This window comes from Microbacterium sp. F1-18 (genome assembly GCF_052921305.1).
On sequence record NZ_JBREVD010000001.1, the window covers coordinates 108217 to 120891 of the forward strand.

General features: G+C 69.9%; 13 protein-coding genes and 1 tRNA gene. 6 read left to right on the plus strand and 8 right to left on the minus strand.

Features of this window, described 5'->3' with window-relative positions; translation table 11 throughout:
• The first annotated feature begins 7 nt into the window (after positions 1–7).
• Together ACU6RU_RS00520 and ACU6RU_RS00525 are read left to right on the plus strand one after the other, a co-directional pair.
• Positions 8–1288, plus strand: a complete 1281-nt coding sequence (locus ACU6RU_RS00520) for a DUF58 domain-containing protein (RefSeq protein ID WP_446725628.1) — start codon at positions 8–10, stop codon at positions 1286–1288.
• Positions 1275–3599: a transglutaminase family protein gene (locus ACU6RU_RS00525; RefSeq protein ID WP_446725629.1), complete on the plus strand. Its 2325-nt coding sequence runs from the start codon at positions 1275–1277 to the stop codon at positions 3597–3599. The genes ACU6RU_RS00520 and ACU6RU_RS00525 overlap by 14 nt, the downstream gene beginning before the upstream one ends.
• Positions 3600–3705: 106 nt before the next feature.
• Here the strand turns inward: ACU6RU_RS00525 and ACU6RU_RS00530 are convergent, their stop codons facing one another.
• On the minus strand, positions 3706–5100 hold the full coding sequence (locus tag ACU6RU_RS00530; RefSeq protein ID WP_446725630.1) for a dicarboxylate/amino acid:cation symporter: 1395 nt from the start codon (positions 5098–5100) through the stop codon (positions 3706–3708).
• 200 nt (positions 5101–5300) lie between these two features.
• Here ACU6RU_RS00530 and ACU6RU_RS00535 point away from each other — a divergent pair, with 200 nt between their 5' ends.
• Positions 5301–5909 carry an HD domain-containing protein gene (locus ACU6RU_RS00535; RefSeq protein ID WP_446725631.1) on the plus strand — a complete coding sequence of 203 codons (609 nt, stop codon included), beginning with the start codon at positions 5301–5303 and terminating at the stop codon, positions 5907–5909.
• A gap of 72 nt (positions 5910–5981) precedes the next feature.
• Here the strand turns inward: ACU6RU_RS00535 and ACU6RU_RS00540 are convergent, their stop codons facing one another.
• From ACU6RU_RS00540 to ACU6RU_RS00550, 3 genes are all read right to left on the minus strand, one after another.
• A complete protein-coding gene (locus ACU6RU_RS00540) occupies positions 5982–6236 on the minus strand; it encodes a hypothetical protein (RefSeq protein ID WP_446725632.1) in 255 nt (84 codons plus the stop codon).
• Positions 6237–6499: 263 nt separating this feature from the next.
• Positions 6500–7759 carry a hypothetical protein gene (locus tag ACU6RU_RS00545; RefSeq protein WP_446725633.1) on the minus strand — a complete coding sequence of 420 codons (1260 nt, stop codon included), beginning with the start codon at positions 7757–7759 and terminating at the stop codon, positions 6500–6502.
• A 488-nt stretch (positions 7760–8247) separates the two neighbouring features.
• A tRNA-Ser gene (locus ACU6RU_RS00550) sits at positions 8248–8339 on the minus strand.
• 73 nt (positions 8340–8412) lie between these two features.
• Here ACU6RU_RS00550 and ACU6RU_RS00555 point away from each other — a divergent pair.
• Entirely contained in the window at positions 8413–9453 is a 1041-nt protein-coding gene (locus ACU6RU_RS00555) for a lactonase family protein (RefSeq protein ID WP_446725634.1), read from the plus strand.
• 18 nt (positions 9454–9471) lie between these two features.
• Positions 9472–10287 (plus strand): siderophore-interacting protein, encoded by an 816-nt coding sequence (locus tag ACU6RU_RS00560; RefSeq protein WP_446725635.1) that lies wholly within the window; start codon positions 9472–9474, stop codon positions 10285–10287.
• A 12-nt stretch (positions 10288–10299) separates the two neighbouring features.
• On the opposite strand, the gene ACU6RU_RS00565 is transcribed toward ACU6RU_RS00560, so the two are convergent.
• Entirely contained in the window at positions 10300–10497 is a 198-nt protein-coding gene (locus tag ACU6RU_RS00565; protein ID WP_120263160.1) for a helix-turn-helix transcriptional regulator, read from the minus strand.
• Between the two features lie 2 nt (positions 10498–10499).
• Positions 10500–10982, minus strand: coding sequence for a hypothetical protein (locus tag ACU6RU_RS00570; protein ID WP_446725636.1), 483 nt, complete (start codon positions 10980–10982; stop codon positions 10500–10502).
• 68 nt (positions 10983–11050) lie between these two features.
• Here ACU6RU_RS00570 and ACU6RU_RS00575 point away from each other — a divergent pair, with 68 nt between their 5' ends.
• The gene (locus tag ACU6RU_RS00575; RefSeq protein ID WP_446725637.1) at positions 11051–11719 is read left to right on the plus strand and encodes an NADPH-dependent F420 reductase; all 669 of its coding nucleotides are present in this window, start codon (positions 11051–11053) and stop codon (positions 11717–11719) included.
• 40 nt (positions 11720–11759) lie between these two features.
• Here the strand turns inward: ACU6RU_RS00575 and ACU6RU_RS00580 are convergent, their stop codons facing one another.
• Entirely contained in the window at positions 11760–12257 is a 498-nt protein-coding gene (locus tag ACU6RU_RS00580; RefSeq protein ID WP_289331083.1) for a DUF427 domain-containing protein, read from the minus strand.
• Between the two features lie 10 nt (positions 12258–12267).
• On the minus strand, positions 12268–12672 hold the full coding sequence (locus ACU6RU_RS00585) for a DUF3054 domain-containing protein (protein WP_289331082.1): 405 nt from the start codon (positions 12670–12672) through the stop codon (positions 12268–12270).
• Positions 12673–12675 lie beyond the last annotated feature (3 nt).

Sequence of the window (12675 nt, forward strand, 5' to 3'; positions counted from 1 at the left end):
GCCCGCCATGACCGGTTCTCCTGCCCAGGCCCGCCGGCGCCCGCCGCTGGGCCGCATCCTCCGGCGGGCCTGGCCGCTGACGCCCCGCGGCGTCGGTGCGGTCGTGATCGGGCTCGCCGCCGTCGTGTGCGCTCACTCGTTCGGCGTCCCGGAGCTCGTCTACGTCGGCGTGCTGCTGATCGCGAGTGTCGCGCTGGGCTGGATGTCGCTGTGGTTCGTCCACCGCTACGGCGATGTCTCGCGCTCGTTCTCCCCCGACGTGACGGCCGTCGGCAGCGAGAGCACCGTGACGGTGCATGCAACGGCTCGCGGCGGTCTCTCGGGCGCGATCGCCCGATGGACCGACGCCCTGCCGGACGGTGTCGAGGGCGACGCCTCCGGCATCCTCACCGGCGCCGCCGCCCTCGACCGCGTGCGCCTGACCTACCGCATCCGCGGTACCCGGCGCGGCATCCGCGATGTCGGTCCCTTCGCGATCGTCGTCACCGATCCCTTCGGGTTCACCCGTCGCAGCGTGCGGGTGGGCGCCGTGGAGCCGATCACCGTCGCACCGGCCACCGTGATGCTGCCGCCGCTGGCGGAGTATCCGGGCGAGGCCGGCGGCAGCCTCCACACCGCGACTCACCAGCTGGGCGAGGGGGCCGACAACCTGATCCCGCGCACCTACGCCCCGGGCGACTCGATGCGGCGGATCAACTGGCGGGCGAGCGCCCACCACGACGAGCTGATGGTGCGCCAGGAGGAGCAGGAGTCCACGCCCGAGGCCACCGTCGTGCTCGACCGGGCGGCAGTCCGGTGGGCGCCGGCCGCGTCGCTGCCGGGCGAGGACCCGACCTTCGAGGCCGCTGTGACGGCCGCCGTCTCGGCCGTCGCCCGCCTCACCCGCGAAGGCTACGACGTCACCGTCATCGACGCCGAAGGGCACCCCCTCGGTGCACCGGCGCCGGCCGGCGACACGCTCGCGGTCGAGCAGCTCGCGCTCGACCTCGCGACCCTCGTCACCGGGTCCGACGACCGGTTGGCGGGCCTCCCCCGCCTGTTCGCAGGAACCGTCGCCGGGCCGGTCGTCGTCGTGTCCGCTCGCGTGACCACGGCCGATGCCGACGCGCTGGCGCCGCTCGTGGCGCACAGCGCCCTCCCGGTTCTGCTGGCGGCCGACTCGTCCGACGAGGCCATCGCACGGGCATCCGGGGCCGGATGGCGGGCGGCCGTCCTGAGCGCCGAGGGCGACCTCACCGAGACCTGGCGCGCCGCCACCGAACGAGGGACCGCTCGTGCCGCGTTCTGACGCCCTGCGCCGGTGGCGGTCTCGCCCCCTGATGCCCTCACGCGCCGACCTGGGCCGCACCGGCGACGTCCGCCTCGCGGCAGTCCTCCTGGTGTCGATCGTCGCCGCGATCCTCCCCCTGCTGCGTGTCGTCGCCGCCGGCGCATGGCTCGCGGTCGCGGTCGCGGTGGCCGCGGCGGTGCTGCTGGTCGGCATCGGGCTGCGGCGGCTGCGCACCCCCGCCGTGGTGGTCACCCTCGCCGAACTGGTGACGGCATGCGCGCTCGTCACGGCGGTCTACTTCGCAGACACCGCGCTCCTCCTCGTCATCCCGACGCCCGGGACCTTCGCCGAGCTGCCGTCGCTCGTCGCCGGCGCGAGCGAACAGATCATCAACGGCGTCGCGCCTCTCATCGCCGAGCGACCGTTGGCGGTCATCGCCGTGGCGGCGATCGCCGCGCTGACGGTGCTGCTCGACCACACGGTGATCACGGCGCGGATGCCCTTGCTCGCGGCCGTCGCCCTCATCGCGGTCTGGCTGATCCCGGCCCTGTCCGTGCCCGCACCCGTCGACCTCATCGCGTTCATCGTCTTCGCGGCCGCGATCCTGCTGCTCATCCGCGCCGAGACCCGCTCGCGCGAGCGAGCGCTCGCCCGGTCCGTCGCCGAGACCGCCGCCGAGACGCGGCGAGGCGGCGACGCGGAGCCGCGCGTGCGCCCGGGGCGCGCCGGCGCCGTGCTCGCTGCGGGCCTCGCGGTGACCGCGATCGTGGCCACCGTCATCGTCGTACCGGAGCTCCCCCGGCCCGCACCGCGCGTCGGAATCGGCACGGGCCCCGCCACCACCATCAATGCCAGCCTCGAACTCGGCGACGATCTGCGTCGCCCCACCGACGTCGAGGTGCTCACGACGCGAACCAACGCGCCCAGCATGCCGTACCTGCGGGCCGCGACGCTGTCGAGCTTCGACGGCGACGTCTGGGAGCCCGACCGTGACGAGACGACGCCCCTCACCCCCGAGGCCCTCGGTCCCGTCGTCGCCGACCCCGACATGCGCGTGACGGAGTACCAGACGACCGTCAGCATCACGCAGCTCTCGTCGGCGTGGCTGCCGGTCCCCGGTCCCGCCGTGCGCGTCGACGACCTCTCGGGCGGTTGGGAGGCGATGCCCGCCAACCGCACGGTGATCGCCGCCGGCGCCGACACGCAGGGACAGGAGTACGTCGCGACGACGCATGTCGTGCGTCCGACACTCGAGCAGATCCAGGCGGCCGGCACGACGACCGAGGGGCTTCCCGACACGGTCACCCAGCTGCCCGCCGACATGCCCTCCTCGATCGCGCGGACCGCGCTCGACGTCGCATCGGGCGCGGCGAACGATTACGACCGGCTCGCCGCGCTGCAGCGCTGGTTCCGCAGCTCGGAGTTCACCTACTCGCTCGACGCTCCGGTGGCCGACGGGTTCGACGGATCGGGCGTGGACGCGATCGCGGACTTCCTCGAGGTCCGCAGCGGATACTGCGTGCACTTCGCCTCCGCGTTCGCCGTGATGGCGCGCACCCTCGGCATGCCCTCCCGCATCGTGATCGGTTACCTGCCGGGCACGCTGACCGGCCGTGTGGTCGACGGCGAGAGCGTCGCGACCGTTCTGAGCTCGCAGCTGCACGCGTGGCCGGAGGTGTACTTCGCCGGCATCGGCTGGATCCCGTTCGAGCCCACCAACAGCCTCGGCACCCCCGCGACCTACACCCGCTCGGCACAGCCGCTGCCCGACGACGGCGGGCAGGACGTGCCTCCGGCACCCGCGCCGCAGCAGACCGCGACGACCGCGCCGGAGGCCGGGCAGACCCCGACGCCGACGGCGACGACCGGCGCGGGCGCCGACTCCGGCGCTTCTCCCCTGGCGGTCGTGCTGCCCTACGGCGCCGTCGTCCTCGGGTTCGCGGCACTCGTGCTCTTGCCCGCTCTCGTCGGGGCGGTGCGGCGGCGCTGGCAGACGAGGGCGGCCGAACGCGGCGATGTCCTCGCGGCCTGGCGGATCGTCCGCGAGAGCGCGCGCGACGTCGGCCTCCGCGTCGACGATGCCGACAGCCCTCGCGCCCTCGGCATCCGGCTCGCGGCCGTGCCGACCGTCCCCGCCGGCCGGATCGAGGGCCTGGTCGCCGCCGTCGAGCGGACGAGCTACGGCGCCCCCGACGGTGCGCGCGATACGGCCGCGGGCCGCGCCGCGGCATCCGATGCCCTCGCCGTCCGCCGCGGGCTGCTCGCGTCGGTCTCGACGCCGCGACGCATCGGGGCCGTCCTGCTCCCCCGCGCCCTCGTCCGCGCCTGATCCCCTCCCCCTCCGCACGCCGGATGGGGCGCACTTCCCGACGTCGAGCGCAGAAGAAACTGCGCCGGATGCCGCGAAGTGCGCCCCATTCAGGTGAGCGCGAAGGTCACGCCCGGGCCGGCGCCTCCAGCTCGTCGGCGCTGTCGTCGGCGAACGGGTCGCCCGAGCGCTCGGCGTCGTACAGCTCCCGGTCGAGGATGCCCTCGCGCTTGGCGACGATGGTCGGCACGAGCGCCTGGCCTGCGACGTTGACGGCGGTGCGGCCCATGTCGAGGATCGGGTCGATCGCCAGCAGCAGGCCGACGCCCTCGAGGGGCAGGCCGAGAGTCGTGAGCGTCAGTGTGAGCATGACGGTCGCGCCGGTCGTGCCCGCCGTCGCGGCCGACCCGACCACCGAGACGACGACGATGAGCAGGTACTGGACCGCATTGAGCTCGAGGCCGAAGAACTGCGCGACGAAGATCGCCGCGATCGCCGGGTAGATCGCGGCGCAGCCGTCCATCTTGGTCGTCGCGCCGAACGGCACGGCGAACGATGCGTACTCGCGCGGCACACCGAGGTTGCGCTCCGTCACGCGCTGCGTGAGCGGCAGCGTGCCGATCGAGGAACGCGAGACGAACGCGAGCTGCACGGCGGGCCAGACACCCGAGAAGTACTGCCGGATCGACAGGCCGTGGGTCTTCAGCAGCACGGGGTACACCACGAAGAGTACGAGGGCGAGGCCGATGTAGATCGCCACGGCGAACCAGAGCAGCGTCGTGAGCTTCTCCCAGCCGTAGGTGACGACAGCGGATCCGATCAGGCCGAGGGTGCCGATCGGGGCGATGCGGATGATCCACCAGAGCACCCGCTGGACGACCTTCAGTGCCGACTCGGTGAACGACACGAACGCCTCGGCGCGCTTGCCGAGCTTGAGGGCGGCGATGCCGATCGCGACCGAGATCACGACGATCTGGAGCACGTTGTACCCGACGCTCGAGCTCGTGGCACCCGTCTCGGGGTTGATCGAGGTCGACACCGACAGACCGAGGAAGTTCTGCGGGATGAGGCCCGTCAAGAAGCTCCACCACGAGCCGACGCTCGAGGGGACATCGGGCGTGAGCTCACCGGCGTCGACGCGTGCGCCGGGCTGGATCGTGACGCCCAGCACGATACCGATGGTCACGGCGATCAGCGCGGTGATCCCGAACCACAGCAGCGTCTGACCCGCCAGGCGCGCGGCGTTCGTGACGTTGCGCAGCTGCGTGATCGAGGCGACGATCGCGAGGAAGATCAGCGGCACGACCGCCGTGCGCAGCAGCGTGACGTAGCCGCTGCCGATCGTCGACAGTGTCGCTGCGAGCCCGTTCGGGTTACCCTCGGCATCGGGCCCGAGCTGGCGTGCCAGCAGGCCGAGGAGGACGCCCGCGACGAGGGCGATCGTGATCTGGAAACCGAACGAGCGGTAGAAGGGCTTCTTCCGCTTCGCGGGCGCGGCGTTCTTCGAGGTGGCAGAACTCATGGTGGTGCTCCTGAGAGGGATGACGTCGCGATGGCGACCCACCGACGCTAAACCCGAATCGGGGTCGTCGGGGCCATATGACTCTTCGTGACGGCCTCCCAATGCTCCGCGCCGTCGCATTCGGGACAGGGTGGCTCTGATGCCTGCCGGAGTCCGCAGCCGGCCGATGCGGACCGTCGTCGCCGGCGCAGAATGAGCGCATGACCCGCGATCTCGATGACCTCCTCGCTCCGCCCACACCCACGGCGTTGCTCGCACTCGAGGCCGTGCGCCGGTGGTCGTCGCCCGCGCTCGTTGATCACGGCATCCGGTCGTGGGCCTGGGCGCGGCTGCGCGCCGAAGCGCTCGGGCTCGACCACGACGCCGAGGTCCTCTACGTCGCCGCGATGCTCCACGACCTCGGTGTCACCCCTGCCTTCGACGCCCACGAGATCGCCTTCGAATCGGCCGGCGGCGCCGCGGGGTGGCTCTTCGCGGCCGGCGCCGGGTGGCCCGTGGAACGCCGCGAACGGGTGCGCGAGATCATCGAGCGCCACATGTGGCTGAGCGTCGATCCGGCGCTCGATCCCGAGGGTCACCTGCTGGAGGTGGCGACGAGCCTCGACGTCTCGGGAGTCGCGCCGGAGCTGTGGGATGCCGAGACCCTGCGGGCGGTCACCGAGCGGCATCCGCGTCGAGACTTCACCGCACAGTTCGCGGGATGCATCCACGCGCAGGCGCGCCGCAAGCCCGGCACCGCCGCGGCCCGGCTCGACGCGTCGCAGCGTATCGCCGAGGGCGGGCGCGTGTGGGACGGCATCCTGGCATGACGAAGGGCGACACCCGGATGAGTGGCGCGTTCATCCACATGACCGTCGTGGGCACGCGCGACGCCTCTCGGCTCACTCATCCGGGCCGAAGACGATCGTCGCGTTTCCCCCTGTGATCTCCAGCCGGCCATCGACCCGCGCCCAGTCGACATCCGAGGCAAAGACCTTCTCCACCCAGGCCTGCTCAGCCGCTCGGGTCGGATCGCACGCCTTCAGCGTCGCGGTTGCCGCACCGGGGACGATGATGCTCCCGCGCAATCTGACGGGAATGTTGAGCGTGTTGCAGGGCGTTTCGATCACCAACATCGGCGTGCCGTCCGTGTTCATAGCTCGGAGGACGATTGCACCCTCAGCCACCCATTCAATTGATGCCCCGTCTTCTACAGCGCTTATGGATCGGTACCTCTCGCACCCCAGCGTGTGCGCCAGAGCAGCGGGGCACCGCTCGAACGTCGTCCACGACGTCGTTGGCGACGGTTGCTGAGGCTGGCTACAGGCGGTCACCATCAACATTCCGATGAGGTTGACCAAAAGCGCACCATTCCTGACCCGCCTGCGATCCTTTTCTACTGACCTACCCACGGCGCACACTAAAAGGTAAGGAGTGATGCGCCGGGCAGGTTGTTCAAGGCGGTTCTCATGGACGTGAAGAGCACTGTCCTGTAACACTCGATACCCGGGTACGCCACACTGCCACAGGCAGTCCCCACCGAGTCGCGACCGGCTTGAATCATGCCGATTGCGCTCACATTATAGTCATTCGGCGGCATATAGTTCATGAAAACCGATCCCCCACTGTCCCCTCCGGCGATTGCAATCTGACCAGCCGTTCGCTGCGTGGCGGAAATGGTCGACACCATGCCATATCCGTCGTCGATGTAGACGTACATCGCAGTTACCTGCAGATTGCAGTGGGATCCAGAAGTGGCACCACTCACGCACACGTAGTCGTTCAGCCCGACGTCGAACAACCCGTAGAGACCTTTTTCGAGACCGGTGTTGACACCCACGTCCCATGGCCCATCGAACATCCGTGGCCCACCTGTCGCGGAAAGTACGCGGAGTGCCCCGTCCAAAGATGTCGCAAGTGAGTTTCCAAAGCTGCCCTGGCCATTCGGCGCCGTGTAGGGAAGTGCGTCGCAGTGCCGCGCGGTCGTGGCACGGGGGCTGCCGTTGTACAACACGGAGAACCCGGTGGAGCAGATATCCGTGGTGGGCGGCAAATGACGTTGCATCGCGGAGCCGGCCCAGTACGGTGGCGTCGGCTCGCTCCGGGATCCGTTGGTCAGAGCGATGTCTCCGCCGACAGTGGAGACACGCGTCTGCGGTCCTGTGATCGACTTCGCGACATCCTCCGCCGCGTCCCGCGACCCCGCATGAACATCCTGCGCTGAACGAGACCGATCAGTGGGGACCCCGAGGACGACGATGTCGGACGTATCAGCCGCCACCCCCTGAACGCCCGTGATCTCAAAGCCAACATCAGCAAACAAGCTCTCAGCCTCAAGGAGCCGCCTTGCCGCATCTTCGATCTCGGACAGGGACCGAGGCCACTGCTCGACAGTGGCACTGATGCCTAATCCTGCCGCCCGCTCCAGTGTTGCAACCATGAGGTCATCCTGACCGTGCCACAGAAGGCGTACGGCGAGATTCTCTGCGTCGTTCACTTGACTGACGTACCCACTACCGTGAACGGATTCATGCTGAGCGATCCAACTTGTGAGTTCACCGATTCGCAACTGATTGCGCAGTACCCGATCATCCACATCCCCGGGAACGTTACTGACGTCCCCGCGCTCTTCACTGCCGACGTCAGCCGCGCTCGCCACCGCAGTACCACCCGCGGTCATTACACCGACTATGAATGCGGGCACGACTCGGCCCACACCCCGTCCTCGCATTTGCCCCAGCTCGCCTTCGCTCGTGAAATACGGTGATGTTCCAACTGATTCACTGTCTTACGAAGAATCACCGTCGAAGAGCAGTCAATCAGACCGCCGCAAAGAATGTAAGGCCTGCACTGGCAACCTGCAGTCGCCCCTGCGAACGCGGGCCGGCGGGAAAAATCTCTTGAGATCAGTACGCGCACCTCTGCGACCACGACGATAGGATCCGGTCGCGGAAGTGCGGGACAGCCGTCCTCTGCGTCGCGACGTGGAAGGCTCCGGCCGCAAGACCCACCCTGGCGCAAGGGCTTGTTCGCGCAGCCCCACAGGCTCGACAAGAGGCAGGCTAAGATCGGCCCCCTCGCTCTCTCCCGGCGAGCGCCCGGGCGCGTGTGGGACGGCATCCTGGCATGACGAAGGGCGCCACCCTCGCGGTGTGACGCCCTTCGCCGTGGCGGAAGTGACAGGATTTGAACCTGCGAGGCGAGTTACCCCGCCTACATGGATTCCAGCCATGCTCCTTAGGCCGCTCGGACACACTTCCGTCGTCGAGTTTATCAGTCCCCGGCCCCCTCTCCCGCCGCCTCGCCCTCGGGGCACGGAGCTAGGCTCGTGACGTGACTGATTCCTCTCTCGTCCTGGTCGCCAACGCGGGTGACAGCAGCATCAGCGTCTTCCGGCTCGACGGCGACGCTCTCGAACGCGTCTTCGTCGCCGAGGGCCTCACCGGCACCGGCACCTTCGCGATCGACGGCGAGCGCGATCTCGTCTACGCCGGCGTCAAGGGTGCGGCCTCGGACGAGCCCGCGGCGATCGTCACGCTCTCGCTCGATCGCGGCACGGGTGAGCTCACCCCCGCGTCGCGGTTCCCGCTGCCGGACGGATCGGTCAGCTACATCGCGCTGACCCGCGGCGGCACGGCTCTGCTGGCGGCGTCGTACGGCGGCGACTACGGGTTCGTCGCCCCCATCGCCGATGGCACGATCCTCGAGCCCACCGGGCGCGTGCAGTTCGCCAAGCTCCACTCCGTGCTGCCTTCGTCCGACGGCCGGTTCGCGTATTTCGTCTCGCTCGGAGACGACCTCGTGGGGCAGTTCGCCCTCGGCGACGACCTGTCGCTGACTCCAGTCGGATCAGGCACGGCCGCGGCACCAGCCGGCAGCGGCCCCCGCCACCTCGTGCTCAACAGCGCCGAAGACGCCGTGTACGTCATGACCGAGTACTCCGGAGAGGTGCTGCACTACGCACGCGACCGTGAGACGGGCGCTCTCGAGCTTCGTTCGCAGGCCAACGCCGTCGATCCCGCGGCCGGGCTCGCGCGCGGCGAGATCGGCGGCGACCCCGTCGCCAACCACGCTGTCTGGGGCGCTGACATCCATTTCGGTGCGGACGAGCGGTTCCTGTGGATCTCGGAGCGCTCGACCAGCACGCTGGGCGCAGCTCCCGTCGCCGAAGACGGCACCGTGCACGACGTCTCGACTTTCATCCCCACGGAGCCGCAGCCGCGTGGGTTCGTTCTCTCGCCGTCCGGAGACCGTCTGATCGCTGCGGGCGAGAAGTCACGCACGGTGTCGCTCTACGCCGTCGACGGCGCCGAGCTGACGCTGCTCGAGCAGGCCGAGACCGGCGCGGGCGCCAACTGGGTCCGCTTCGCCTGACCCGCTGCGTCGGGGCTGATGAGCCCACAACCGGTGAGCCCCGGTACCGTGGGTGAGGTGGCCCTCTCCTCTCGCACCGCACCCCGCACGCCCCGTCCGAGCATCGAGCTCGAGGTCGTCGGAACCGAACGGCTCTCGGCGCACCTGGTGCGCGTCGTTCTCGGCGGCGACGGCTTCGCCGCGTTCCAGAACCGGCCCGAGACCGACAAGTACGTCAAGCTGAAGTTCGCCACCCCCGCTCCCGAGTCGGCGCCCGTGACCCGCACCTACACGGTCCGTCGGGTGGATGCCGTCGCCGGCACGCTGTCGATCGACTTCGTGGTCCATGGCGACGAGGGCCTCGCCGGGCCGTGGGCGGCGCGGGCACAGGTGGGCGACCGGATCGAGCTGATGGGGCCGGGCGGCGGTTACGCACCGGATGCCGCGGCCGACTGGCATCTGTTCGCGGGCGATCTCTCGGCGGTTCCGGCGATCGCCGCGGCCCTCGAAGCGCTTCCGTCGGACGCGGTCGGACACGCGTTCGTCGAGGTGGAGTCCGACGACGCGATCCTGCCGATCGAGGCTCCGGCCGGCGTCGAGATCGAGTGGATCGTCGACCCTGCCCACGACGCCGATGCTCTCTCCGCCGTCGTGCGGCAGTACGACTGGCCGAGAGGTGACGTGCAGGTCTTCGCGCACGGCGAGCGCGAGTCGATGAAGGCCCTGCGTCGCGTGCTGTTCGACGAGCGCGGACTCGAGCGCGGCCGGGTCTCGCTGTCGGGCTACTGGGCCCGCGGCCGCACCGAGGACCGCTTCCAGGCTGAGAAGCGCGAGCCCATCGGGCAGATCCTCTGAGCTCCGCTTCGCTCATTCGACCTCGTCGGAGAAGATCTCCTCGATCGTGCATCCGAACGCCCGCGCGAGCCGGAACGCCAGCGGCAGCGACGGATCGAAGCGCCCCCGTTCGATCGAGATGACGGTCTGACGCGACACCCCGAGCTCATCGGCGAGGCGCTGCTGCGACCACCCGCGGTCGTGTCGGCGCTCGGCCACCGAGTTCTCCACGGTCAGCCGCGCCGCTGCTGCGCGAGATAGCGCACCGCGACCGACGCCATGGCGATGAGCAGCACGGCTGACAGTGCGATCAGGGTCGGGATCTCGACCCGGGTGAACGCCAGGATCGCCGTGCCGAGGCCCACGATCAGAAGCGTGTCGGTGAGGGCACCGCTCGAGGCCCGCTCGAACCATCGCGCCTCGACCGACTGCTCGGGCTGCTCGGTGATTCCCCGCAGAGTCGATCGGTCGACGAACGCCACCCAGGCGAAGCCGACGCACGCAGGCAGGGTGAGGGCCACGATCACGACGGCGCCGAGGGCCGGCTGCGTTCCCGCGCCCCCCGTCGCCACCACGACCGCGGCGAGCGCCGCCGACACGAGCACCCCCACGGGGATGGCGACCCACAGCGCGGAGAAGCGGCGACTGCCGAATCTCATGCGTCCCCAGCGGGGGCGCGTGTCGACGACCGACGGCGTGTCACTGTTCTCGACCATTATTCTCCTCGGTGTAAAGCGAGCTTTACTGTCAACTGTACTTTACACACGTTCCGTGTCTGTCGGGAATGCCGAGGCCCGTCCCCACGGTTCACCTCCGCATGACCACTGTGGGAATCATCGGAGCAGGACACATCGGAAGCGCTCTCGCGGAGGGGCTCGTCGCACGCGGCTACGACGTCGTGATCGCCAACTCGCGCGGGCCCGAGACGCTCGCCGACCTCGTCGCGAGGCTCGGCGACCGCGCCCGGGCCGCGACAGCGCAAGAAGCGGCGGAGGCGGCCGACTGGGCCGTCGTCACTGTGCCGCTCAAGGCGCTCGAGGACATCCCCGCCGAACCGCTCGCCGGCAAGATCGTCCTCGACACGAACAACTACTACTGGGAGCGCGACGGCCGGATCGCCGAGCTGGAGGAGAAGCGCACCACGACATCCGAGATGGCTCAGCGCCACTTCGCCGAGTCGAAGGTCGTGAAGGCGTTCAACCACATCCCCGCCGCCGACATCAACACCGGCGGCTCCCCTGCCGGAACCCCCGACCGTCGCGCGCTCGCGACTGCGAGCGACCACCCCGAGGCCGTCGCGCACGTCACCGCGCTCTACGACGACTTCGGCTTCGACACCGTCGACATCGGTTCGCTGGCCGACAGCTGGCGCGTCGAGCGCGACCAGCCCGCCTACGTCGTGCGGCAGAACGCCGACGAGCTGCGCGCCAACCTCGCCCGCGCCCAGCGCTGAGCGAAGCATCGAAACGCCCACGCGGGCCTGTTCGAGCGGATCACCATCCCATCGAACCGGGGACGCCCTTGAACGGGCCCGCGAGGTTCGACGTCACCCAGCCGCCGTAGAAGCCGCCGGGCTGAGGCACGACGGCCTCGCCGTCGACGGTGCACCGGTCCATGCCGCCCGCATAGACGGCGACGCGGCCGACGAGCTCTTCGTATCCCGGCAACGGGTCGGGGTAGCCCCACGCTGCGCGCTCGCGCACCGCCGTGCCGCGTACGACGTCGAAGTACTCGGCCGCGCCTTTGAACTCGCAGTACGAGCTGCCGACCGCAGGAACCAGCGAGCCGGGCACGAACGCCGCGGCCGGCAGGTAGTACACGGGCGGATGACTCGTCTCGAGCACCCGCACCACGTCGTCGGTGTCAACGATCGTGATGGCGGCGAAGTCGATCGTCACGCGCGCGTGAACGCGTTCGAGACGCGGCGGACGAGGGTAGTCCCAGACGGACTCCTGTCCGGGACCGACGGGGTCGGGGGTGGGGCGGCGCATGCCCGACAGGTTACGCGCGGGGAGCGACATCCCGGCTGCGAGAATGCCCACCACGGCGCGACCGCAGCGCCCGGATGCCGCGGGCGATGAGACGCCATCCGACCAGCAGGACGAGCAGCGTCAGCGTCGCGACGATCACGAACGGCAGCGCCGTCCCCTGACCCGACACCGCGCGAAGCAGCATGCCCCCGATGACCGTCACCACCCACACGACGACGCCCGTGGGGACGATCCCCGTCGGCGAGCGCCAGGCCCGTGCCACCGTCCACGCCACCACCAGTGCGGCGAGGAACGGCCACGAGGTCGTCCACAGCCCCGCGAGCACATCGGAATCATGGCTCGCCCGGCCGGTCGCCGCGAACGCCACCACGAGGACGACATCGAGCAGAAAGGCGAGAACGGACGTGCGGGTCATGTC